Source organism: Streptomyces sp. NPDC055287 (assembly GCF_053646035.1).
Map to the genome: position 1 here is coordinate 116,462 of NZ_JBSHNE010000005.1, position 23,476 is coordinate 139,937.

22 protein-coding genes and 1 tRNA gene are annotated in these 23,476 nt (G+C 70.9%); 12 read left to right on the forward strand and 11 right to left on the reverse strand.

The window, feature by feature from the left end; all coding sequences use genetic code 11:
- Positions 1 to 8: 8 nt before the first annotated feature.
- Together ACWIHY_RS10500 and ACWIHY_RS10505 are read right to left on the reverse strand one after the other, a co-directional pair.
- A complete protein-coding gene (locus ACWIHY_RS10500; RefSeq protein ID WP_454375245.1) occupies positions 9 to 611 on the reverse strand; it encodes a TetR/AcrR family transcriptional regulator in 603 nt (200 codons plus the stop codon).
- Positions 611 to 2,119 carry a 3-hydroxyacyl-CoA dehydrogenase gene (locus ACWIHY_RS10505; RefSeq protein WP_454375246.1) on the reverse strand — a complete coding sequence of 503 codons (1,509 nt, stop codon included), beginning with the start codon at positions 2,117 to 2,119 and terminating at the stop codon, positions 611 to 613. Before ACWIHY_RS10505 ends, ACWIHY_RS10500 begins: the two co-directional genes overlap by 1 nt.
- Before the next feature lie 125 nt (positions 2,120 to 2,244).
- On the opposite strand from ACWIHY_RS10505, the gene paaN reads away from it, so the two are divergent.
- Positions 2,245 to 3,936 (forward strand): phenylacetic acid degradation protein PaaN, encoded by a 1,692-nt coding sequence (paaN, locus tag ACWIHY_RS10510; protein ID WP_454375247.1) that lies wholly within the window; start codon positions 2,245 to 2,247, stop codon positions 3,934 to 3,936.
- A 48-nt stretch (positions 3,937 to 3,984) separates the two neighbouring features.
- On the opposite strand, the gene ACWIHY_RS10515 is transcribed toward paaN, so the two are convergent.
- Genes ACWIHY_RS10515 through ACWIHY_RS10525 form a run of 3 tightly spaced genes read right to left on the reverse strand, consistent with a single transcriptional unit; the run spans position 3,985 to position 6,756 of the window.
- Entirely contained in the window at positions 3,985 to 4,752 is a 768-nt protein-coding gene (locus tag ACWIHY_RS10515) for a TrmH family RNA methyltransferase (RefSeq protein WP_454375248.1), read from the reverse strand.
- A gap of 34 nt (positions 4,753 to 4,786) precedes the next feature.
- On the reverse strand, positions 4,787 to 5,989 hold the full coding sequence (locus tag ACWIHY_RS10520; RefSeq protein ID WP_454375249.1) for an HTTM domain-containing protein: 1,203 nt from the start codon (positions 5,987 to 5,989) through the stop codon (positions 4,787 to 4,789).
- Complete coding sequence (locus ACWIHY_RS10525; protein ID WP_454375250.1) at positions 5,986 to 6,756, reverse strand: DUF5819 family protein; 771 nt, start codon at positions 6,754 to 6,756, stop codon at positions 5,986 to 5,988. Before ACWIHY_RS10525 ends, ACWIHY_RS10520 begins: the two co-directional genes overlap by 4 nt.
- A gap of 148 nt (positions 6,757 to 6,904) precedes the next feature.
- Here ACWIHY_RS10525 and paaA point away from each other — a divergent pair, with 148 nt between their 5' ends.
- The 6 genes from paaA to ACWIHY_RS10555 all read left to right on the forward strand — a co-directional run bounded on the left by paaA (position 6,905) and on the right by ACWIHY_RS10555 (position 11,723).
- Entirely contained in the window at positions 6,905 to 7,894 is a 990-nt protein-coding gene (gene paaA / locus ACWIHY_RS10530) for a 1,2-phenylacetyl-CoA epoxidase subunit PaaA (protein ID WP_454375251.1), read from the forward strand.
- Positions 7,891 to 8,178 carry a 1,2-phenylacetyl-CoA epoxidase subunit PaaB gene (paaB, locus tag ACWIHY_RS10535; RefSeq protein WP_454375252.1) on the forward strand — a complete coding sequence of 96 codons (288 nt, stop codon included), beginning with the start codon at positions 7,891 to 7,893 and terminating at the stop codon, positions 8,176 to 8,178. Before paaA ends, paaB begins: the two co-directional genes overlap by 4 nt.
- Positions 8,175 to 8,906, forward strand: a complete 732-nt coding sequence (gene paaC / locus ACWIHY_RS10540) for a 1,2-phenylacetyl-CoA epoxidase subunit PaaC (RefSeq protein WP_454375253.1) — start codon at positions 8,175 to 8,177, stop codon at positions 8,904 to 8,906. The genes paaB and paaC overlap by 4 nt, the downstream gene beginning before the upstream one ends.
- Entirely contained in the window at positions 8,900 to 9,397 is a 498-nt protein-coding gene (gene paaD / locus ACWIHY_RS10545; protein WP_454375254.1) for a 1,2-phenylacetyl-CoA epoxidase subunit PaaD, read from the forward strand. The genes paaC and paaD overlap by 7 nt, the downstream gene beginning before the upstream one ends.
- Positions 9,398 to 10,456, forward strand: a complete 1,059-nt coding sequence (locus tag ACWIHY_RS10550) for a 2Fe-2S iron-sulfur cluster-binding protein (RefSeq protein WP_454375255.1) — start codon at positions 9,398 to 9,400, stop codon at positions 10,454 to 10,456.
- 133 nt (positions 10,457 to 10,589) lie between these two features.
- Positions 10,590 to 11,723, forward strand: coding sequence for an acyl-CoA dehydrogenase family protein (locus tag ACWIHY_RS10555; protein WP_454375256.1), 1,134 nt, complete (start codon positions 10,590 to 10,592; stop codon positions 11,721 to 11,723).
- 25 nt (positions 11,724 to 11,748) lie between these two features.
- On the opposite strand, the gene ACWIHY_RS10560 is transcribed toward ACWIHY_RS10555, so the two are convergent.
- From ACWIHY_RS10560 to ACWIHY_RS10585, 6 genes are all read right to left on the reverse strand, one after another.
- The gene (locus ACWIHY_RS10560) at positions 11,749 to 12,093 is read right to left on the reverse strand and encodes a rhodanese-like domain-containing protein (protein ID WP_454375257.1); all 345 of its coding nucleotides are present in this window, start codon (positions 12,091 to 12,093) and stop codon (positions 11,749 to 11,751) included.
- Positions 12,094 to 12,199: 106 nt separating this feature from the next.
- Positions 12,200 to 13,234 carry a hypothetical protein gene (locus ACWIHY_RS10565; RefSeq protein WP_454375258.1) on the reverse strand — a complete coding sequence of 345 codons (1,035 nt, stop codon included), beginning with the start codon at positions 13,232 to 13,234 and terminating at the stop codon, positions 12,200 to 12,202.
- 57 nt (positions 13,235 to 13,291) lie between these two features.
- Entirely contained in the window at positions 13,292 to 14,716 is a 1,425-nt protein-coding gene (locus ACWIHY_RS10570; protein WP_454375259.1) for a DUF2252 domain-containing protein, read from the reverse strand.
- 263 nt (positions 14,717 to 14,979) lie between these two features.
- Positions 14,980 to 16,761 (reverse strand): glycosyltransferase, encoded by a 1,782-nt coding sequence (locus ACWIHY_RS10575; RefSeq protein ID WP_454375260.1) that lies wholly within the window; start codon positions 16,759 to 16,761, stop codon positions 14,980 to 14,982.
- A 101-nt stretch (positions 16,762 to 16,862) separates the two neighbouring features.
- Positions 16,863 to 16,945, reverse strand: a tRNA-Leu gene (locus tag ACWIHY_RS10580).
- 141 nt (positions 16,946 to 17,086) lie between these two features.
- Complete coding sequence (locus ACWIHY_RS10585) at positions 17,087 to 17,242, reverse strand: hypothetical protein (protein WP_454375261.1); 156 nt, start codon at positions 17,240 to 17,242, stop codon at positions 17,087 to 17,089.
- Positions 17,243 to 17,394: 152 nt separating this feature from the next.
- Here ACWIHY_RS10585 and ACWIHY_RS10590 point away from each other — a divergent pair, with 152 nt between their 5' ends.
- From ACWIHY_RS10590 to ACWIHY_RS10610, 5 genes are all read left to right on the forward strand, one after another.
- Positions 17,395 to 18,273 carry an FhaA domain-containing protein gene (locus tag ACWIHY_RS10590; RefSeq protein WP_454375262.1) on the forward strand — a complete coding sequence of 293 codons (879 nt, stop codon included), beginning with the start codon at positions 17,395 to 17,397 and terminating at the stop codon, positions 18,271 to 18,273.
- Positions 18,274 to 18,283: 10 nt separating this feature from the next.
- Positions 18,284 to 18,793 (forward strand): FHA domain-containing protein FhaB/FipA, encoded by a 510-nt coding sequence (locus tag ACWIHY_RS10595; RefSeq protein ID WP_454375263.1) that lies wholly within the window; start codon positions 18,284 to 18,286, stop codon positions 18,791 to 18,793.
- A gap of 120 nt (positions 18,794 to 18,913) precedes the next feature.
- Complete coding sequence (locus ACWIHY_RS10600; protein WP_454375264.1) at positions 18,914 to 20,431, forward strand: Stp1/IreP family PP2C-type Ser/Thr phosphatase; 1,518 nt, start codon at positions 18,914 to 18,916, stop codon at positions 20,429 to 20,431.
- Between the two features lie 22 nt (positions 20,432 to 20,453).
- Positions 20,454 to 21,851 (forward strand): FtsW/RodA/SpoVE family cell cycle protein, encoded by a 1,398-nt coding sequence (locus ACWIHY_RS10605; RefSeq protein WP_454375265.1) that lies wholly within the window; start codon positions 20,454 to 20,456, stop codon positions 21,849 to 21,851.
- Positions 21,848 to 23,308 carry a peptidoglycan D,D-transpeptidase FtsI family protein gene (locus tag ACWIHY_RS10610; RefSeq protein ID WP_454375266.1) on the forward strand — a complete coding sequence of 487 codons (1,461 nt, stop codon included), beginning with the start codon at positions 21,848 to 21,850 and terminating at the stop codon, positions 23,306 to 23,308. The genes ACWIHY_RS10605 and ACWIHY_RS10610 overlap by 4 nt, the downstream gene beginning before the upstream one ends.
- Positions 23,309 to 23,476 lie beyond the last annotated feature (168 nt).

Below are 23,476 nucleotides of genomic sequence, written 5' to 3' on the forward strand. Positions count from 1 at the left end.
TGAGCGGCTCAGCGGCTGGTCCGCAGCCCGTCGAACGCCAGCCTGACGACGGTCTCGGCGAGCTGCTCCCCGTCCACGCCGCCACCGCCTTCGGCCGTCTGCGGCCGGTACCACTCCACCAGCGAATTGATCATTCCGAAGAGCAGCCGCGTCGCCATGCGTATGTCCACATCGGCGCGCAGATCACCGTCGGCGGCCGCCGCCTTCATCAGATCGGCCACCCGCTGGTCGAACTCGCGGCGCCGCTCCAGGGCCCATCGCTCGGCCTTCGTGTTGCCGCGTACGCGAAGGAGCAGCGTGACGTACGGCAGCTCGGCCATCAGCACCTCCACGGTGCGGCGCGTGACGTACTCGACCCGCTCGATCGCCCGCCCGCGCGACGCCCCCGGCTCGTCGAGGATCCCGAACAGCCCGTCGAGGGCGCGGCTGACGGCGCGGCGCAGCAGCTCCTCCTTGCCCGCCACGTGGTGGTAGATCGAGGACTTCGAGATGCCGGCGGCCCTGGAGAGGTGCTCCATGGACGTGCCGTCGTAGCCGCGCTCGTTGAAGACCCGGACGGCCACTGTCAGGAGCGTCTCGGGGGTGTACGTGTCGCGCTTGGCGGTGGTCATCAGGCGCCCTCCTCCTTGGCGGCGAACGCCTGCCTGTGGAGCGCCAGGGACGGGGCGTAGCGCCCGGTCGGGCAGCACTCGTGCAGGTTCTTCAGCAGGTCGTACGCCCAGTCCTGGCCGAGCGCGCCGCTCCATTCGCCGGGCCCCAGCGGATAGTTCACGCCGAGGCGCATCGCCGTGTCGATGTCCTCGCGCGAGGCGACGCCCCGCGCGACCGCGTCCGCGGCCAGGTCGATCAGCATGGCGACCGTACGGGCGACGATCATGCCGGGGACGTCGCCGATGACGCTGACGTCCTTGCCGAGCTTCTGGAAGAGCCCGGTGGCTTCGGCGACCGCCCGCGCGGACGTGTCCTCGGAGGCGGACAGGGCGATGCGGGTGGCGCCGCGGTAGTCGGCGGCGAGGTCGAAATAGACGACGTCCGCGTACTCGACGGAGGTCCGTCCGTCGGCCGGTACGAGCTGCCCTTCGCCCGGCAGCTCGATGTACGGGCCGCCCGCCTCGACCCGCTCCACGGCGATGCCCGCCTCCTCCATCATCGCGACGAGGGCACCGGCGTGGCCGAGGTCCCCGACGACGGTGACGGCTGCGGGGGCCTCCTCGGGACCGGCGGTCCGGGGAGCCGGCTTCGACGCCCCTTCGTCCCCGTACGGGAACCAGCCCTGGCCCGACTTGCGGCCGAGGCGGCCCGACTCCACGAGACGGCGCTGGGCGAGTGAGGGAACGAATTTCGGGCTCTGGAAGAACGAGTCCCAGACGGACCGGCTGACGGCTTCGTTGACGTCCTGTCCGATCAGGTCGGTCAGCTCGAAGGGGCCCATCCTGAAGCCGCCGGACTCGCGCAGGACGGCGTCGATGGTGGCCGGGTCCGCGCCCTGCTCCTCGTACACCGCGAAGGCCTCGGCGTAGAAGGGCCGGGCGATGCGGTTGACGATGAACCCGGGGGTGTCCGCGCAGCGGACCGGCGTCTTGCCCCAGGCGGCCGCCGTCGCCCACGCGCGCGTGGCGCTCGCTTCGTCGGTCGCGAATCCGCTGACGACCTCGACGAGGGGCAGCAGCGGCGCGGGGTTGAAGAAGTGCAGCCCGACGAAGCGGCCGGGGTTCTTCAGGGGACCCGCGATGGCCGTGACGGAGAGGGAGGAGGTGTTGGTGGCGAGCAGACAGTCGTCGGCGACGATCGCTTCGAGCGCAGTGAAGAGCTGCTGCTTGACCGGCAGGTGCTCGACGATCGCCTCGACGACCATCGCGGCGTCGGCGAGGTCGGCCAGATCGTCGGCGGTGTGCAGCCGGGCGCGGGCGCCGTCCGCGGCCCCGCGGCCGAGCCTGCCCTTCTCGACGAGCCGGTCCAGGCGGGCGCCGACGGCCTCGGCGGCCTCCCGGGCACGTCCGGGCCCCGCGTCGTACAAGCGCACCGGGTGACCGGCCAGGAGGGCGACCTGGGCGATGCCCTGCCCCATGGTGCCGGTGCCGACGACGGCGACAGTGCGGGCTCGATCGATAGCTGTCATGACCCCGATCCTCCCGTACGAGTTGTCCACAGGTTTTACCGGGCCCTCTTGTCCCGACCGATCGTTCGGTTACTGTATCTCGTGTCCGCCTGTCCCTGCCCAGCTCGACGAGGAGTTGGTCCGCCGTGGCCGCCGAACTCACCACTTCCCAGCTGTCCGAGAAGCACCGGACCACGCTCGATCAGGCGCTCGACGTGATCCGCACGCGGGCGTACTGGTCCCCGCACCCCGAGCACCCCAAGGCCTACGGCGAGAACGGCAGCCTCAGCGCCGCCGACGGCCTCGCGGCCTTCCAGGCCCTGCAGGGCAGCCGCTTCGAACTCGACCAGCCGGGCACCGACGGCTGGACGGGCGGAGAGGTCTCGCCGTACGGCCCGGAGCTGGGCATCGAATACCCGCACGCCGACATCGACGTGCTGCTGCCCGCGATGCGCGCGGGCATGGGCGCCTGGCGGGAGGCGGGCCCCGAGGCCCGCGCCCTGGTCTGCCTCGAGATTCTGTCGCGCATCAGCGCCCGTACGCACGAATTCGCGCACGCGGTCATGCACACCAGCGGCCAGGCCTTCATGATGGCGTTCCAGGCGGGCGGCCCGCACGCGCAGGACCGCGGCCTGGAAGCCGTGACGTACGCGTACGCCGAGCAGGTCCGTACGCCCGGCGTGGCCGAGTGGTCCAAGCCGCAGGGCAAGCGCGACCCGCTCAACCTGAGCAAGTCCTTCACCGCGGTCCCGCGCGGCATCGCGCTGCTCATCGGCTGCAACACCTTCCCGACCTGGAACGGCTACCCGGGCCTCTTCGCCTCCCTGGCCACCGGCAACCCGGTCCTGGTCAAGCCGCACCCCCGCGCGGTCCTGCCGCTCGCGCTCACGGTCCGGGTCGCCCGTGAGGTCCTCGGCGAGGCCGGCTTCGACCCGAACCTGGTGGCGCTGGCCGCCGAGCAGCCCGGCGAGGGCATCGCGAAGACCCTCGCGACCCGCCCGGAGATCCGGATCATCGACTACACCGGGTCGACCTCCTTCGGGGACTGGCTGGAGGCCAACGCCCGCCAGGCGCAGGTCTACACGGAGAAGGCCGGCGTCAACACGGTCGTCATCGACTCCACGGACGACTACAAGGGGATGCTGTCCAACCTGGCGTTCTCCCTGTCGCTCTACAGCGGTCAGATGTGCACCACTCCGCAGAACCTCCTGATTCCGAGGGACGGGATCATGACGGACGCGGGCGCGAAGACCTACGAAGAGGTGGTCGCCGACCTCGCGGCCTCGGTTTCCGGCCTGCTGGGCGACGACGCCCGCGCGAACGCGCTGCTGGGCGCCCTGGTCAACCCCGACGTGAAGGCCCGCCTCGACGCGGCCTCGGGCCTGGGCGAAGTGGCCCTGCCCTCACGGGAGATCACGAACCCGGACTTCCCGGACGCGGTGGTCCGTACACCGGTCATGGTCAAGCTCGACGGCGCCAAGCCGGACGCGGAGGCGGCCTACATGTCGGAGTGCTTCGGCCCCGTCTCCTTCGCGGTCGCCGTCGGCTCCACACAGGACGGGCTGGAGCTGCTGCGCCGCACGGTGCGGGAGAAGGGCGCGATGACGGTCGGCGCCTACACGACCTCGCAGATCACGGAGGCCGCCATCGAGGAGGTCTGCCTGGAGGAGTCGGCGCAGCTCTCGCTGAACCTGACGGGCGGGGTCTACGTCAACCAGACCGCGGCGTTCTCCGACTTCCACGGCTCGGGCGGAAACCCGGCGGCGAACGCCGCCCTGTGCGACGCGGCCTTCGTGGCCAACCGCTTCCGGGTGGTCGAGGTGCGCCGCCAGGCGTAGTCCCTCGACCACGGCCCCCGGCCGGCCCCCGACCCGCCATCGCCCCGCTTACGCCGGGGTGGTGGCGGGCGGGCCGCCCCAGTGGAACAGCGTCATGGCCACACTGGTCGCCAGGTTGTAGCTGGACACCTGCGGCCTCATGGGAAGGGCCACCAGCCTGGTCGCCCGGCCGCGCAGCTCCGGTGAGATCCCGTGCCGCTCCGAGCCGAACGCCAGGAGCGCGTCGTCGGGGACCTTGACCGACCTGATGTCCTCGCCCTCTGGGTCCAGTACGTACAGCGGGCCCGGAGGCAGCTCGTCGAGGCTCCTGTGCTCGACGGCGGTGGCGTAGTGGAGCCCCGCGCCGGCCCGCACGACGTTGGGGTGCCAGGGGTCCATGTCGCCGGTAGTGACGACGCCCGTGGCGCCGAATCCGGCAGCCAGCCGGACGACCGCTCCGACGTTGCCGAGATTGCGGGGGTTGTCCAGTACGACGATGGGAGACAGCCGGGGCAGCCGGGACAGCGTCTCTGCATTCGCGCGAGCGTCCCGCCGGACGGCCAGGGCGGCCACCGCCGTCGTGTGAACCCTGGGCACCAGCTCGCGCAGGGCGGCTGCCGGGATTTCGACGACAGACCCGGCGAGCACGTCCGTCAGGTCGTCGGCCAGCTCCCGCGCGAGCGCCAGCACGGCCTGCCGGTCCCCGGCGACTGTCAGCCGCACGTCCGCGCCGAAGCGAAGCGCGTGCTTCAGGGCGTGGAACCCGTCGAGCAGAACGGCGTTCGGCGCGGCCTCACGCCACTGCCGCATCACGGCCTCGGCCACGTCCTCAGTCATGGCCTCAGCCTACGGGTGGCCCGCGGCGGGCCCGTCACTCGACGAGCGTACGGACCTGCTCCGGCTCCTCGTCCCGCTGCCGCTCCCCGGACGCCACCGGCGCCTGCGGGCGCCTGAGCACCCGGGCCCGCCCCCGCGCCGCCCAGCAGCCGACGCGCCGCAGGAAACCGGTCGGCAGGAAGACCGCGTCGGCGGCGATCATCGCGAGCGAGAAGAAGGGCAGCCCGAGCAGTACGGCGATCGCCGCGTGCTCGGTGATCATGACCGCGAGCAGGATGTTCTTGACCCGGCGGTTGAAGAGCGTGAAGGGGAAGGCGACCTGCACGGCCACCGTCCCGTACGTCAGCAGCATCACGATCACGCCGCTGGAGGCCAGGAGGCCGGAAAGCCCGGGCCAGGGCGAGAAGTAGTCCAGGTGCAGCGGGTAGTAGAGCGCGGTGCCGTCCTGCCAGCGCGATCCCTGGATCTTGTACCAGCCGGCGGTGGCGTAGACGAGGCAGACCTCCGCCATGATCACGACGAGTCCGGCGTTGTGCACGAGGTTCGCGATGACGTCCAGCAGCACGCGCGGATTCCCGGGTGCGTAGCGCCCGGCGGCCCACCACAGTGCGTGTACGGCCAGCAGGCCCCAGAAGATCATCAGCCAGCCCCCGCCGAGCTCGCCGGTGAACGTGAGCGCGGCGAGGCAGGCGCCGAGCGCGACCCACAGGACCGGCCCCACCCGGTCGGCGCGGCCGTGGTCGCGCCGCGCGTCCAGCGACCACACCTGCCCGCACCGAGTCAGAACCAGGTAGATCGCCATGAGATGGATGACGTTGTCGCCGCCGTCGCCCATGAAGATGCTGCGGTTCTGCAGCGACAGCACGCCGATCATGAAGAGGACCGACATGGTCCGCGTACGCCAGCCCAGCACGAGCAGGGCCGCCGACACGACCGCCAGCCCGTAGACGATCTCGAACCAGACCGGGCTCTCCGACCACATCAGCGCGGTGAAGGCGTGATTGTTCGCTATCAGCTGCTGGGCCATGTCCCAGCCCCACGGCCCGCCCGGCCCGTACAGCTCACGGCGGTGCGGGTACTCGCAGAGCAGGAAGAGCAGCCAGGTCAGCGAGAACCCGATGCGGACGACGGCGCTCTGGTACGGCCCCAGGGCGGTGGCGGTGACGCACTGAACGGCTCCCGCGAGTTTGCGGGCGGGAGCCGCCTTCGTAGCGGCAGGACGGACGGACGGGTTCACCGGGCCGCCCCCGATGCGCGCCGCGCCCCCTCCGGCAGGTCCGCGTCGGTCACCTGCCACCAGGGAAGCACCCGATGGGCCGGCTTGTCGTCGGTCTTCTCCTCGCTCCACGACGGCGCCTTCACCCACCTCGTCTCCGACCTGACCTGTATCCGCTCGACCGTGCCGCCGAGGTCCTGCTGGGCGAGGCGCAGCATCACGGTGCGGCGGACGTAACGCTCGGAGAGCGCGCCGCGCATGCCGTTCGGCTTGTTCGCGTTGTCGTGGGAGGCGGTGTAGAAGTCCCAGGCGCGCCGCAGGGCGTTCTGCACGGTGTGGCTCGGCAGGAGATTGCCGCGGATCGCTTCACCGTCCTGGGCGGAGAGGTCGATCCAGTCGGTGGTCTTCCACTGCCCGTCCGCCGTACGGACCTGCGCGCGCACCTGTACGGCGATGTTCTGCTGGAGCGGATTGGGGGCGAAGAGCTTCCAGTTCTGCTCGAATTCGGGGTAGACCCAGTCGTCGACGGCCTCACCGTGCTGCTTGGTGAGGGTGTTGGACGGTGCGACGTGCAGGAAGACCATCCCGAGATGCACGCAGGCGATGACCCCGACGACGGCCAGCGCGAGCGCTGCCACCGCCTGGTACGGGAGGGACAGGGCCGCGATGCCGCCGCCCGGTATACCCGGGGCACCGGGGCCCCGAGGAGCCTCCGGGGCGTCCGTGGCGCCCGGGACGGAACTCGCGTCCCGCCCGGCGCTCACGCCCCTGTCGTCGTACGAATCCATCCCGCCCCGATCACCGTCGGCCCCCACAGTTATCCACAGGGTTGACACCCTACGGGCCGCCGACTCACCATTGAAGTCATCGAACCGAACGATCGGTCGGTCGGGACGTCGGCAGGGAAGCAGCCGGCAGGGACGGCAGGGGGCTCGGATGGCTACAGCAGCTGCGCACCGTACGACGGCTGAGGCGCAGGCCGGACAGGCGGAGCGGGCGGCCGCGTACGAGGCGGCGTTCGACGCCGCCGTGGCGGCGGACGAGCGCATCGAGCCCCGGGACTGGATGCCCGACGCCTACCGGGCCTCGCTCGTCCGCCAGATGGCTCAGCACGCCCACTCGGAAATCATCGGCATGCAGCCGGAGGCCAACTGGATCACGCGCGCGCCCTCGCTGCGCCGCAAGGCGATCCTGATGGCCAAGGTGCAGGACGAGGCGGGCCACGGGCTCTACCTCTACAGCGCCGCCGAGACGCTGGGCACCGGCCGCGAGGAGCTCCTCGACAAGCTCCACTCCGGCCGCCAGAAGTACTCGTCGATCTTCAACTACCCCACGCTGACCTGGGCCGACGTCGGCGCGATCGGCTGGCTGGTGGACGGCGCCGCGATCACCAACCAGGTGCCGCTGTGCCGCTGCTCCTACGGCCCGTACGCCCGCGCGATGGTCCGCATCTGCAAGGAGGAGTCCTTCCACCAGCGCCAGGGGTACGAGCTGCTCCTCCACCTCAGCAAGGGGACCCCGGAGCAGCACGCGATGGCGCAGGACGCCGTGGACCGCTGGTGGTGGCCGTCGCTGATGATGTTCGGCCCGCCCGACGACGAGTCGGCCCATTCGGCGCAGTCCATGACGTGGAAGATCAAGCGGCACTCCAACGACGAGCTGCGCCAGCGGTTCGTCGACATCGCCGTCCCGCAGGCCGAGGCCCTCGGGCTCACCCTGCCCGACCCGGACCTGCGGTGGAACGAGGAGCGCGGGCAGCACGACTTCGGGGCGATCGACTGGGTCGAGTTCTGGAACGTCCTGAAGGGCAACGGTCCCTGCAACGAGCAGCGGATCTCACAGCGGCGCACGGCGCACGAAGAGGGCGCCTGGGTCCGGGACGCGGCGAGCGCCTACGCCGCGAAGCATGGGAAGGCAGCAGCATGACGAACCCCGACTGGCCGCTGTGGGAAGTGTTCGTGCGCTCGCGCCGCGGACTGTCCCACACCCACGCCGGCAGCCTGCACGCACCGGACGCGGAAATGGCCCTGCGCAATGCCCGCGATCTCTACACCCGCAGGTCCGAGGGCGTCTCGCTGTGGGTGGTGCCGTCGTCGGCGATCACCGCTTCCTCGCCCGACGAGAAGGACCCGTTCTTCGAACCGGCCGCCGACAAGCCCTACCGGCACCCCACGTTCTACGAGATCCCCGAGGGAGTGCGGCATCTGTGAACCGAGTACCTGAGACCGCCGTACTCGCCCCCGCGGCTCTCGCCCTGGGCGACGACGCACTGGTGCTCTCGCACCGGCTGGGGGAGTGGGCGGGACACGCGCCCGTGCTCGAGGAGGAAGTGGCACTCGCGAACATCGCGCTGGACCTGCTGGGGCAGGCACGCATCCTGCTCTCCCTCGTCGGTGACGAGGACGAGCTGGCGTACCTCCGCGAGGAGCGTGCCTTCCGCAACCTCCAGCTCGTCGAGCAGCCGAACGGCGACTTCGCGCAGACCATCGCCCGCCAGCTGTACTTCTCCACCTACCAATGGCTCCTGTACGCGCAGCTCGCGGCCGGGGGCGGCGAGTTCGCGCCGCTGGCGGCGAAGGCGGTCAAGGAGGTCGCCTACCACCAGGACCACGCCGAGCACTGGACGCTGCGTCTGGGCGACGGCACCGAGGAGAGCCACGAGCGCATGCAGCGCGGATGCGACGCGCTGTGGCGGTTCACCGGCGAGATGTTCCGGCCCGTCGAGGGCCTCGACGTCGACTGGCAGCAGCTGGAGGCCGGCTGGCGGGAGTCCGTCGGCGCCGTGCTGGAGCGGGCGACGCTGACCGTGCCTGAGGGGCCGCAGAGCGGCGCCTGGGCGGCCGGAGCCGGCCGCGAGGGCCTGCACACCGAGCCGTTCGGCCGGATGATCGCCGAGATGCAGCACCTGCACCGCAGCCACCCGGGGGCGACATGGTGACCGAGACGCTCCTGGAGGCCGAGCTGCGCAAGGTCGCGGGCTCGGTCCCCGACCCCGAGCTGCCGGTGCTCACCCTGGAGGAGCTCGGCGTCCTGCGGGCCGTCAACGTCTTCGGACCCGGCAGGGTCGAGGTCGAGCTGACGCCTACGTACACCGGCTGCCCGGCGATCGAGGCGATGTCCGCGGACATCGAGCGGGTCCTGCACGACCACGGCATACCGGAGGTCTCGGTCCGCACGGTCCTGTCCCCCGCGTGGTCGACGGACGACATCAGCGCGGAGGGCCGCCGCAAGCTCGCGGAGTTCGGTATAGCCCCGCCGCGCCCGCAGCCCGCCGACGGCGGGCCCGTGCCCCTGACGCTGTCGGTGCGCTGCCCGCACTGCGGCTCCACGGACACCGAGCTGCTCAGCCGGTTCTCCTCCACCGCGTGCAAGGCGCTGCGCCGTTGCGTCTCCTGCCGCGAACCGTTCGACCACTTCAAGGAGTTGTAGATGTTCCATCCGCTCCATGTCCGCGAGGTCGAGCGGCTCACCGACGACTCCGTGGCCGTCACCCTCGCCGTGCCGCCCGAGCTCCGCGAGATCTTCCGGCACACCCCCGGCCAGCACATCGCGCTGCGCCGCGTCGTGGCCGGCGTGGAAATCCGCCGTACGTACTCGATCTGCGCCGCGGCCACCGAAGCACCGCAGGAGCCGGTGCTGCAGGTGGGCATCCGGCTGGTCGACGGCGGCGACTTCTCGACGTACGCCCTCAAAGAACTGGCCGTCGGTGACACGGTCGAGGCGATGGCGCCCACGGGCCGCTTCGTGCTGGAGCCGCGCCCGGGCCGCTTCGCGGCGATCGTGGGCGGCAGCGGCGTCACGCCGGTGCTGTCGATGGCGGCGACACTTCTGGCACGGGAGCCGGACGCCAACTTCTGTCTCGTACGCAGCGACCGCACCGCGGCTTCCACGATGTTCCTGGAGGAGGTGGCCGACCTCAAGGACCGCTACCCGGACCGATTCCAGCTGGTCACCGCACTGTCCCGCGAAGAGCAGCAGGCCGGTCTGCCGTCGGGCCGGCTCGACGAGGAGCGGCTGACCGGGCTGCTCCCCGCGCTGCTGCCGGTGGCGGATGTGGACGGCTGGTTCCTGTGCGGGCCCTTCGGTCTCGTCCAGGGCGCCGAGCGGGCCCTGCGCGGCCTCGGGGTGGCCAGGAACCGTATCCACGAGGAGATCTTCCACGTCGACGACGGAACGGGAACGGTCACGAGCAGTCCGCTGACCGCGCCGACGAGCAGCACGCTCACGGCCACGCTCGACGGCCGGTCGGGCAACTGGCCTGTGCTGGACGGTGAATCGCTACTGGAGACGGTGCTGCGCAGCCGCGCCGACGCTCCGTACGCCTGCAAGGGCGGGGTCTGCGGGACATGCCGGGCCTTCCTGGTCTCCGGTGAGGTGCGGATGGACCGCAACTACGCGCTGGAGCCGGAGGAGACCGAAGCGGGTTACGTCTTGGCCTGCCAGTCGCATCCGGCGACGACGGAAGTGGAGCTGGACTTCGACCGCTGAGTCCCTGCCCCGGCTGAGTCCCCGCCCCGGCCGTGTCCTTCCCGCCTGTGTTCATTTTCAGGAACGTGTTCTATCTTGACGCTCCGTCAGACGTCAGATGCGGGCACGCATCCGGGCACGGGAGGGCAAAGACGTGGACTTCACCTTCACCGAGGAGCAGCAGGCGGCCGTCGAGGCGGCCAAGGCCGTCTTCTCGGGCGTCGCGCCCGACCAGGTGCAGAGCCCCGCGCTCACCCCGGGCGCGGTGGCCGAGGACTTCGACCGGCCGCTGTGGGCCAGGCTCGCCGGATCCGACCTGCTGAGCCTGGTCCTGGCCGCCGAACACGGCGGGGCGGGCCTCGGCCCCGTCGCGCTCTGCCTCGTGCTGCGCGAATCGGCGAAGGTGCTCGCCCGCGTACCGCTGCTGGAGACCAGCGCGGTCGCGATGGCCGTACAGACCTACGGCAGCCCGGAGTTGGCCGCTGAGATCCTTCCCCGCGTCGGCCGCGGCGAGCTGGTGCTGACGGCCGGCGCCAACGGCCGTACCGGTCACGACCCGGCGGAGCTCGCCGTAACCGCACAGCGGGACGGCGAGCACTGGGTGCTCGACGGGGTCCAGACGGGCGTGCCCTGGGCGCAGAACGCGGACCGTATCGCCGTACCCGCGCACACCGGAACGGGCCGCGCCGTGCTGGCCCTGGTCCCCCGCGACCGGGCGGGCGTCACCCTCGCCGACCAGGTATCCACCAGCGGCGAACGTTTCGCCGAGGTCCACCTCGACGCCGTACGGCTCACCGCCCACGACGTGATCGATGCCGAGGGGGTGTGGGAGTGGCTGCGCGATCTCCTCACGACCGGCACCTGCGCCCTCGCGCTGGGGCTCGGTGAGCGTGTGCTGGCCATGACGAGCGAATACACGGGCAAGCGCGAGCAGTTCGGCTTCCCCGTCGCCACCTTCCAGGCCGTGGCCGTCCAGGCGGCCGACCGCTACATCGATCTGCGCGCGATGGAAGTCACTCTCTGGCAGGCCGCCTGGCGACTGGCCACGGGATCGCACGGCGCACTTCCCGTGGCCGGCGATGTGGCGGTGGCGAAGATCTGGGCGTCCGAGGGGGTACGCCGCGTCGTCCAGACCGCGCAGCACCTGCACGGCGGCTTCGGCGCGGACACCGACTACCCCCTGCACCGCTACCACGCATGGGCCAAGCAGATCGAGCTGTCGCTCGGCCCGGCCGCCGCCCATGAGGAGGCGCTGGGCGACCTGCTGGCCGCCCACCTCCTCGGCTGAACCGGCCGGGTCCGGCCGACGGGCCTCAGAGGACGAAGGCGGGCTTTCCGCTGTCGGTGATCATCGGGCGTCCGGCGCCGTCCCAGGCGAGCATCCCGCCGTCGACGTTCACGGCGTCCACACCCTGCTGCACCAGGTACTGCGTGACCTGCGCGGAACGGCCGCCGACCCGGCACATCACGTGTACGCGCCGGCCGTCCTCCGCCGCTTCGGTGAGTTCACCGAAGCGGCCGACGAAGTCGCTCATCGGGATGTGCAGCGCGCCCTCTACGTGACCGGCTGCCCACTCGTCGTTCTCCCGTACATCCAGCACGAAGCCGTCGGCCGGGACCGCGGCGGCGTCGACGGAAGGGAGCGGGGCGAAGTTCATGGGTCATGCCTTCTCTCGTACATACACAGTGTGCGCGTCACAACGGGTCATGCGGCAGCGGTTCACGTCGCAGCGGGTCTCGTCGCAGCGTGGCTGATCCCGCAACCTACTGCACCAGTTTCGCCAGATCCGTCTCACGCTCGGAGACCTGCGCGAGCAGCTGCTCGGCGATCTCCTCCAGCAGCCGGTCCGGGTCCTCGGGTGCCATCCGCAGCATCGAGCCGATGGCACTGTCCTCCAGCTCCTGCGCGATCACGGCCAGGAGTTCCTTGCGCTGCGAGAGCCACTCCAGCCGGGCGTACAGCTCGTCACGCTCGGGCTGCTGCTCCTTGGGCGCCGGCCCCGCGGCCCACTCCTCCGCGAGCGCGCGCAGCTGATCCACGTCACCACGTCCGTACGCGGCGTTGACCCGCGTGATGAACTCGTCCCGGCGGCTCCGTTCGGTCTCGTCCTGCGCCAGGTCCGGGTGCGCCTTGCGGGCCAGCTCGCGGTAGAGCTTGCGCGCCTCCTCGGTCGGCCTGACCCGCTTCGGCGGCTGCACGCTCTGCTCGGTGAGCATGGCCGACGCCTCGGGCGAAAGGCCGTCCGAGTCCATCCAGTCGTGGAACAACTCCTCGACGCCGGGCATGGGCATGACGTTCGCCCGTGCCTCGTCCGCCTTGCGGAGGTCCTCCGGATCGCCGCTACGGGCGGCCTTGGCCTCCGCGATCTGGGCGTCCAGCTCGTCGAGTCGCGCATACATCGGGCCGAGTTTCTGGTGGTGGAGCCGGGAGAAGTTCTCCACCTCGACCCGGAAGGTCTCCACCGCGATCTCGAACTCGATCAGCGCCTGCTCGGCGGCGCGCACAGCCCTCTCCAGCCGCGCCTCCGGCCGCTCGGGAGCCGGAGCCGCCTCAGGAGCCGGAGCCTGGGCGTGGCCCGCCGCCCGCCCCTGAGTCGCGTCCGGGGCCTCGTCCGGGGCTTCGGACGCAGCCCGGACCGGGCCGTCGTCCGCAGCCTGGTCCCGGCCGTGATCCGCGCTCTGACCGGCGCCCTGATCACCACCGGCGGTAGGCCGGCCGGCAGCCTCGTGCCCGGCCGCGTGCGGGTCCTGCGCGTCGTCGTTCCGGGTCGTCGGCTCCCCGGGAGCTTCCTGAGTCACCCGACCAGCGTACGGGCGCCCGGGGTGCCCGCGCTCACACCCCCGGCCACCCCCTGGTCACACCCCGGGCTCCGCGGCTATTCGCCCGTCCTTGACCGCTGTCAGCAGATCGGCGTGATCCGCCTCCGTACGGTCCGCGTACGCCACGGCGAAACGTGCCACCGCCTCGTCGAACTCCTCGTTCTTCCCGCAGTAACCGGCGACCAGCCGCGGGTCGACGCTGTGTGCGTGGGCCCGCGCCAGGAGCGCCCCGGTCATCCGCCCGTAGTCGTCCAGCTGGGCGGGTTCGAGCGCCGCCGGGTCCACGCTGCCCTTGCGGTTCCTGAACTGGCGCACCTGGAACGGCCGCCCGTCCACCTCGGTCCAGCCCAGCAGGTTGTCGCTGACCACCTGCATCCGCTTCTGCCCGAGCACCACACGGCGCCCCTCGTGCCCGGCCGGCGGCACATCGAACCCGGCGAGAGGCAGGTAGGGCGTCAGCGCGGAGGCCCTGGCCTCCTTCACCTGGAGCACCAGCGGCTCGCCCCGGTGGTCGAGCAGCAGCACCACGTACGACCGTGTACCGACGCTGCCGGTGCCGACCACCCGGAACGCCACATCGTGGATCGCGTAGCGCGCGAGCAGCGGCAGCCGGTCCTCGGGAAGCGTCTTGAGGTACCCGCCCAGCGCCGAGGCGACCGCGGCAGCCTCCCCGTCCGGCACCCGCCGCAGCACCGGCGGCGCGTCCACGAAGCGCCGTACCCCGCCCGGCCCCTCGGCCGTCGCCCTGGCGGCGAACTTCGCGCTGGTGTTGTTACGGGCCTTCTCAGCGACCCGCTCCAGTGTGCCGAGCAGATCACGGGCGTCGGCGTGCGAGACGAGCTCCTCGTCGGCGATCGCGTTCCACGCGTCCAGCACCGGCATTCTGGCCAGCAGCCGCATGGTCCGCCGGTAGGCCCCGACCGTGTCGAAAGCCGCCTGTCGGCAGATGTCCTCGTCGGCCCCCGTCTGGCGCCCGGCCAGCACCAGCGACGCGGCCAGCCGCTTGACGTCCCACTCCCACGGGCCGGTGACGGTCTCGTCGAAGTCGTTCAGATCGATGACCAGACGACCGCGCGCGTCGCCGTACAGCCCGAAGTTCGCGGCGTGCGCGTCGCCGCAGATCTGCGCGCGGGCCCCGGTGACCGGCGTACCGACCAGGTCGTGCGCCATCAGTCCCGCCGCGCCGCGCAGGAAGGCGAAGGGGGAGGCGGCCATACGTCCGACCCGTATCGGGGCCAGCTCCGGCACCCGGCCTCGACTCGACTCCTCGACCGCCCGCACCGCGTCGGGCCGCTGCACATGGAGCACGAGCGAATCGTGCGACGCCCTGGGCACCCGCGACCGCAGCGCCTTGCCTTCTTCCTTGGGTGATTTCCTGGGCGCACCCTCCACCTCGCACCGCGCGAAGCCGGGCACCACCGGAATACGCTCCCCGGACCGCGCCGTCTCGTTCCTGGCCATGTGCGCCGCCTCCCCGCCCTCGCACAGCACCGGCCGGCGGCTATCAGCCGCCAACATCAACTGCTCACGACCGTACCCCCGCCCGCCGACACCCGTCTCCCCCTGTGGACAACCGAGACGGCCGTGGCAACAGAGCCGGCCAAGGTGGAGGCGCCCGAGGTACCCGAGGTAGCCGAGTCGACCGAGGCAGCCGAGGCAGCCGAGGCAATCGAGTCGACCGAGGTGGCCCCGACCACTGCGGCATCACGGCCGCGGCCTTCCCCCTACCGCAGCGTCACGAGCGTCGCCGTCCCCACGGGCCCGTCCGTCCCGATCGTGCGTACGTCGGCCTCCCGCCCCCCGGTCAGCCGCCCCAGCCCCGCCTCGGAGGGCTGGAGCCGTCCGCGCTCGAAGACCACCAGGGTCACCAGCGTCTCCTCGGGCACCCGCATCCCCCGGTACTGGGCGTACGTCACCGCGTCGCACCCGGAGTACCAGCCGAACTCCGGCTCGTACCCCGTGACCACCAGGCACGGCCGCCCCTGGGCCGCCGCCCCGATCTCCCGCGCCACCGGCACCGTCGACCGGGCCAGCAGAGTCGGCCCCGGCATCGCGCCGTGCGCCACGACCTGCGTCGTGCCGAGCACCGTCAGACCCGCCAGCGCGGCCACGGCGGCCAGCACCGGCGCGGTCCAGCGCGCCCCCGCCAGTTCGGCCACCGCCTCCACACCGAGCACCGTGAGAAGAACAACAGCGAGGTAGACGAACCGCGGCTCCCCGTCCGTCGCCACCCCGAGAATCACGAAGACGAGTACAGCGGCCGTCCCCAGGAACACCCGCCGCCGGTCGTCCACCCGCACCGAGGAACCGTCACCCACAGGCGCCCCGGCACAACCGTCCCCCCGCACCCCGGACCGACCATCCGCACGCCCCCCGGCACAACCGTCCGCCCTCACCCCGGACCGACCGTCCGCACGCCCCCCGGCACAACCGTCCGCCCTCACCCGCAGGACCCGCCTCAGCGCCGCCCCGGCCGCCCACAGCCCCGCGACCATCACCACCGCACCGAGATCCCCGGCCAGCCGGTAGGGAAAGATCGCCAGGTAGTAGACGAGCCCGTCGCCCACGTACTCCCGATTGGCCTGCGAGGTCGCCGACAGCACCATCCCGAGCGGCGACCCCGTCTCGCGTACGGCATGCACCAGGTGCGGTACGAGCCCGAGCGCCAGCACCACGGCCGCTCCCACGAGCCGCCGTCCCTGGGCCGCCCACGCGCGCGGGCCGTACGCCAGGACCGCCGCGAGGCCCACAGCCAGCAGGTTCCCCAGCACGCCGTACCGCAGATAGAAGGCGGCCAGCACCACGAACGGCACCCCCCACAGCGCCCGCGACCCCTCCTTCTCCTGCGCCCGCACCAGCAGGAGGACAACGACCAGCAGCAGCCCGGTCGCCCCTATGTCATTGAGGTACTCCGGCACCCTGCGCAGAAACCCCAGCCCGCTCAGCAGCACCAGCACGACCACCACAGCACGCCGCCGCGAGGTCCAGGCTGCCGCGACGAGATACGTCACCGTCAGCGTCCCCAGCGCCAGCAGCAGCGCCACCGCCCGCAGCGCGCCCGCAGCGAAAGCGTCGCCGCACAGCCACAGGGCGAGCGCCCCCAGCGCCGGAAGCCCCACAGGCCGGTAGACGCCCCACCCCGCGTCCGGTGTCCCCTCCACCCAGGAGCGCGCCTTGTTCGCGTACACCGCTTCCTCATGACCGAGGTACGGCTCGAAGTCCTGCAGCACCGCCCACACCCCGGCGGCCACCGCCAGCACCCCCACGAGGTACGCCCAGGAAGGCACCCGCCGCAGCGCGTCCGCCCCCCGCGGCCACCACGCGGGCACCCGCTCGCCCCACCCGGGCCGCGAGAGCAGCCAGGCGGGCCCGGCGACGAGGAGATACGGCCACGGCTGCCACCCCGGCAACCACTCCCCGAACCCGGCCACCAGCAGCACCTGCTGCGCACCGGCCAGCACTGTGAACACCACGGCCACGCCGGCCGCGGCCCTTATTCGGGCCACCACGAATCCCCCGCCCCCACAGCCCCGCAAAATCAGACCGAAAAACAGAAACGGACCCCACCGTGGTCAACGATGGGGCCCGCAACATGGGTCAAACTGAGTGCGCGAGGGGGGATTTGAACCCCCACGTCCCTAAGGACACTGGCACCTGAAGCCAGCGCGTCTGCCGTTCCGCCACTCGCGCATGAGTGGTGCCGTTCGAATCTCTCACTGGTTTGTGCGAGCGCCTGACGACATGCAGAAGATTAGCACGGTGGCCAGGGTGGATTCACACCCGTTGTTCGAGGGGACCCGAGGAGGGGAACGAGGTGGGGAACAGGCCGGGTCACAGGTGGGGAACAGGACGGCTCACCGGTGGGAAACAGAGCGGCGCCCAGGTCGGGAGCAGGACGGGGAACACGGTGGGGAACGAGCGGCCGACGAGGAGGGCGGCGGCGGTGGGAACCCCGCCCCCCGTCACCCACTCCTCCAGAGTGCTCACCGGGTGCGGGACACTGTCATCAGGCCACCTCTACGATCCCTGTGAGAGGTGACACTCATCCACAGTGCAGACAAGGGGAACCAGCCGATTTCCCGACGCGTGGATACGATCAGTAAGCAGTACCAGGACGGCAACGACGGAGGAGGTGCCCCATGGGAGTCATGAAGCGTTTCGAGCAGCGTCTCGAAGGTCTGGTCAACGGCACCTTCGCCAAGGTCTTCAAGTCCGAGGTCCAGCCCGTCGAGATCGCCGGCGCCCTCCAGCGCGAGTGCGACAACAACGCCACGATCTGGAACCGCGAGCGGACCGTCGTACCCAACGACTTCATCGTGGAGCTTTCCACGCCGGACTACGAGCGCCTCAGCCCGTACTCCGGCCAGCTCGGCGACGAGCTCTCCGGCCTGGTCCGCGACTACGCGAAGCAGCAGCGCTACACCTTCATGGGCCCCATCAAGGTCCACCTGGAGAAGGCCGAAGACCTGGACACCGGTCTCTACCGCGTACGCAGCCGCACCCTCGCGTCGAGTACGTCGCAGGCCTCCGCGCCGCAGAGCCCGGGCCCCGGTCGGCACAGTCCCGCACCCGCCGCGCCCCGCGGCGGCGGCTACGGCTACCCGCCGTCGGCCGCCCCGGGAGCGCCCCCCATGCCTGCCGCCCCGCCGCCGTCGCCGCACGGAGCGCGGCAGGGAGGACCGGCAGCCGTATCCGGCCGACCGGCCGGCGCGGGCCCCGGCCCGATGCCGGGCGCGCAGACGCGGCGCTGGATCGAGATCAATGGCACACGCCATCAGATGTCCCGCCCGACGCTGGTGCTGGGCCGCAGCACCGAAGCAGACGTGCGGATCGACGACCCCGGCGTATCGCGCCGGCACTGTGAGATCCGGACCGGAACGCCCCCGACGATCCAGGATCTCGGGTCTACCAACGGCATCGTGGTAGACGGACAGCACACCACCCGCGCTACGCTCCGCGACGGCTCGCGGATCGTCGTGGGCAGCACGACCATCGTTTATCGGCAAGCCGAAGGGTGAAGCGGGGGCAATGTCAGAGCTGACCCTGACGGTCATGCGGCTAGGTTTCCTGGCTGTTCTGTGGCTGTTTGTGATTGTGGCCGTCCAGGTCATCCGCAGCGATCTGTTCGGTACGCGGGTCACGCAGCGCGGCTCACGCCGCTCCGCGTCCGCCGACGCCAGGCCGCAGCAGACCGGACGCCAGCAACAGGCTGCGGCGCCGCCGCAGCAGCGCCAGCGCCGAGGCGCCCCCACAAAGCTGGTGGTGTCCGAAGGCACACTCACCGGCACGACGGTGGCCCTCCAGGGGCAGACCGTCACGCTGGGGCGGGCGCACGATTCGACGATCGTGCTGGACGACGACTACGCGTCCAGCCGTCATGCCAGGATCTACCCGGACCGTGACGGCCAGTGGATCGTCGAGGATCTCGGGTCCACCAACGGCACGTATCTCGACCGGACCCGACTCACCACCCCGACCCCCATTCCGCTGGGCGCGCCGATCCGCATCGGCAAGACCGTCATCGAGCTGCGGAAGTAGTACGACAATGAGCGAGCGGAGCGAGCGAGCCGCGGCGGTCCCCACAACGGATCTCCGCAGGCTCCCGACCGGAGGGTGGGCACCGTGCGGATGTACCCGGAGCCGACGGGCGAGGTGCGCATGAGTCTGTCTCTGCGCTTCGCCGCCGGATCGCACAAAGGCATGATCCGGGAAGGCAACGAGGACTCCGGTTACGCCGGCCCCCGCCTTCTCGCCATCGCCGACGGCATGGGGGGACAGGCCGCCGGTGAGGTGGCGAGCTCCGAGGTCATCTCGACCCTGGTCACCCTCGACGACGACGTACCCGGCTCGGACATCCTCACCTCGCTCGGCACCGCCGTGCAGCGGGCCAACGACCAGCTGCGCATGATGGTCGAGGAGGACCCCCAGCTCGAGGGCATGGGCACCACGCTCACCGCCCTCCTGTGGACCGGTCAGCGCCTCGGCCTCGTGCACGTCGGCGACTCGCGGGCGTACCTCCTGCGTGACGGCGTACTGACGCAGATCACGCAGGACCACACCTGGGTGCAGCGCCTCGTCGACGAGGGCCGGATCACCGAGGAGGAGGCCACCACCCACCCGCAGCGCTCCCTGCTGATGCGCGCGCTGGGCAGTGGCGACCACGTCGAACCCGACCTCTCCATCCGTGAGGTCCGGGCCGGCGACCGCTACCTGATCTGCTCCGACGGCCTGTCCGGCGTCGTCTCCCACCAGACGATGGAGGAGACGCTCGCCAGCTACCACGGCCCGCAGGAGACCGTGCAGGAGCTCATCCAGCTCGCCCTGCGCGGCGGTGGCCCCGACAACATCACCTGCATCGTCGCCGACGTCCTCGACGTCGACGGCAACGACACCCTGGCCGGGCAGCTCAACGACACCCCGGTCGTCGTCGGCGCGGTCGCCGAGAACCAGCTCCAGGCGAACGACGGCGGCGCCATGCAGACCCCCGCGGGCCGCGCGGCGGGCCTCGGCCGGCCCGTCCCCCCGCAGTCCGCACCGGGCGGCGCGTTCGGCCCTCCCGGCAGTGGTGACAACGGCGGTTACGGAAATGCCCCCGACGGCGCCTTCGGCGCGTACAGCGACGAGGACTTCGTCAAGCCGCGGGCCGGCCGCAAGTGGCTCAAGAGATCCTTCTACCTGGTGCTCGCGCTCGCCGTCGTCGGCGGCGGTCTGTACGGCGGCTACCGCTGGACGCAGACCCAGTACTACGTCGGCGCCAACGACGAGCACGTCGCGCTCTACCGGGGCATCAGCCAGGACCTCGCCTGGGTCTCGCTCTCGAAGGTCGAGAAGGACCACCCCGAGATCGAACTCAAGTACCTCCCGCCCTACCAGCAGAAGCAGGTAGAGGCGACCATCACCGAGGGCAGCCTCGCCGACGCACGCGAGAAGGTCGCCGAACTCGGCACCCAGGCCTCCGCCTGCAAGAAGGACGAGGAGCGCCGGAAGGCAGAGCGCGAAGCACGCGAGGACGCAGCGCGTACGGGCGAGGGCGAGGCGGGCGGCACGACCGGTTCCGGCGCCACGACCCAGACCACCAAGACCGAGAAGATTCCGACGGCTACAGCTTCGCCCACTCCTGGCCCCAGCCTCTCCGAGGACGAGCAGAAGCTGGTCTCGCAGTGCGGTAAGCCGTAAAGCCGTAGGGGGCCTTACCACCATGAGCGTTGTCACCAACACGACCACCATCGGCGCGATCGAAGCGCCGAGCAGGCGCAACACCGAGCTCGCCATGCTCGCGTTCGCCGTCATCATCCCGGTCTTCGCGTACGCCAATGTCGGCCTCGCCAAGGACGGCAGCCTGCCCGCCGGCATGCTCGGTTACGGCCTGGGGCTCAGCCTTTTGGCGGGCGTCGCGCACCTGATGGTGCGCAAGTTCGCGCCGTACGCCGACCCGTTGATGCTGCCCCTGGCCACCCTGCTCAACGGGCTGGGGCTGGTGCTGATCTGGCGGCTCGACATGGAACCGTCCATCACCACGGCCGCGGTCGGCGGCGCGATGGCGCCCAAGCAGATGATGTGGTCCGCGGTCGGCGTGGCGCTGTTCCTCGCCGTCCTGCTGTTCCTCAAGGACCACCGCGTACTCCAGCGCTACACGTACATCTCGATGGTCGTGGCCCTGGTGCTGCTGATCCTGCCCATGTTCTTCCCCGGCGTGAACGGCGCGAAGATCTGGATCACCATCCCCGGCCTCGGATCGCTCCAGCCCGGAGAGTTCGCGAAGATCATCATCGCGGTCTTCTTCGCCGGCTACCTCATGGTGAAGCGCGACGCGCTCGCCCTGGCCAGCCGCCGCTTCATGGGCATGTACCTGCCCCGAGGCCGCGACCTGGGACCGATCCTCGCGATCTGGGCGATCAGCCTGATGATCCTGATCTTCGAGACCGACCTGGGCACCTCGCTGCTCTTCTTCGGCCTCTTCGTGATCATGCTGTACGTCGCCACCGAGCGCACCAGCTGGGTCGTCTTCGGCCTCACCCTGAGCGCCGCCGGAGCGGTCGGCGTCGCCTCCTTCGCCAGCCACGTACAGACCCGCGTCGACAACTGGCTCAACCCGCTCGCCCTCCAGGACGGCGGCGTCACCGAGACCGCCCAGGCCGTGTACGCCTTCGGCTCCGGCGGCCTCTTCGGCTCCGGACTCGGCCAGGGCTACTCCCGCCTCATCGGCGGCATCGCCCCCAAGAGCGACTACATCCTCGCCACCGTCGGCGAGGAAATGGGCCTCACCGGCCTCATGGCGATCATCCTCGTGTACGGCCTCCTCATCGAGCGCGGCGTACGCACCGCACTCGCCGCCCGCGACCCCTTCGGCAAGCTCCTCGCGATCGGCCTCTCCGGCGCCTTCGCGCTCCAGGTCTTCGTCGTCGCGGGCGGCGTGACCGGCGTCATCCCGCTGACCGGCATGACGATGCCGTTCCTCGCGCAGGGCGGCTCCTCCGTCATCGCCAACTGGGCGCTCATCGCCATCCTGCTGCGCATCAGCGACACCGCCCGCAGGCCCGCGCCCGCCCCCGCACCTACCTCCGACGCCGAGATGACCCAGGTGGTCCGCCCGTGAACAAGCCCCTGCGCCGGGTCGCGATCTTCTGCGGCCTGCTCGTCCTCGCCCTGCTCGTACGCGTCAACTGGGTCCAGTACGTCAAAGCCGACGAGCTCTCCAAGGACCCGCACAACCGTCGCGTCCTGATCGACCGCTACGCCCACAAGCGCGGCGACATCATCGTCGAGGGCAAGGCGATCACGGGGTCCAAGGAGTCCAAGAGCGGCGACTTCAAGTTCCAGCGGACGTACAAGGACGGCCCGATGTGGGCGCCCGTGACCGGCTTCACGTCGCAGCGGATGGGCTCCAACCAGATCGAGTCCATCGAGGACGACATCCTCACCGGCACCGACGACCGCCTGTTCTTCGACCGCACCCTGTCGATGTTCACCGGCGACAAGAAGCAGGGCGGCCACGTCGTCACCACCCTCAACGGCGCCGCCCAGCGAGCCGCCTACAACGGCCTGGGCAGCCGCAAGGGCGCCGTCGCGGCGATCGACCCGAAGACGGGCGCGATCCTCGCCCTCGCCAGCACCCCCTCGTACGACCCCTCACGCGTCGCCGGCAACACCGACGAGGACGTGAAGAACTGGCAGAAGTACGAGAAGGACCCGGACAAGCCGACGACGAACCGCGCCCTGCGCGAGACGTACCCGCCCGGCTCCACCTTCAAGGTCGTGACGGCGGCCGCCGCCCTGGAGCACGGCCTGTACGACGACGTCGACGCGAAGACGAAGTCGCCGCTGCCGTGGAGGCTGCCGCTCTCCACCAAGAACCTGGACAACGACGGCGACCACCCCTGCGAGAACGCCACGCTCCGCGTCGCTCTCCAGTGGTCCTGCAACACCGTCTTCGGCAAGGTCGGCGCCGACATCGGCAACGACAAGATGCTGGAGACCGCGGAGAAGTTCGGCTTCAACGAGCAGCAGTTCGTGCCCGTCCGGTCCAACGCGAGCGTCTTCTCCAAGGACATGGACAAGGCCCAGACGGCCCTCTCGTCCATCGGCCAGTTCAACACCGCCGCCACCCCGCTCCAGATGGCCATGGTGACCGCCGCCATCGCCAATGACGGCCGGCTGATGAAGCCCTACATGATCGACCGGCTCACCGACCCGAACCTGGACGTCCTCGAGAAGACGAGCCCCGAGGAGATGAGCACCCCGCTCTCCCCGGAGAACGCCCAGAAGCTCCAGGAAATGATGGAGACGGTCGTCAAGGAGGGCACCGGCACCAAGGCCCAGCTCCCCAACGCCACCGTCGGCGGCAAGACCGGCACCGCCCAGCACGGCGTCGACAACAGCGAGAAGCCCTACGCCTGGTTCATCTCGTACGCCAAGACAGACCAGGGCTCCCCGGTCGCGGTCGCCGTCGTCGTCGAGGACGACAACGCGAACCGCGAGGACATCTCCGGCGGCGGTCTCGCGGCCCCCATCGCGAAGGACGTGATGCAGGCGGTCATCGACGGCAGGAAGTGACGCCGGTCACGCCAAGGCCGCGTACGCCCATGTCGCGACTGCCGGCCGAGTCTCGGCCGGCAGTCGCGGGCGGACCAGATACGGCCCGCCCGGTACCGTATGCGCGGACAGCACACCGCCGGACCACACACAGGTGCGGTCGGGACAGACGGAGAGGGCTGGATTAGC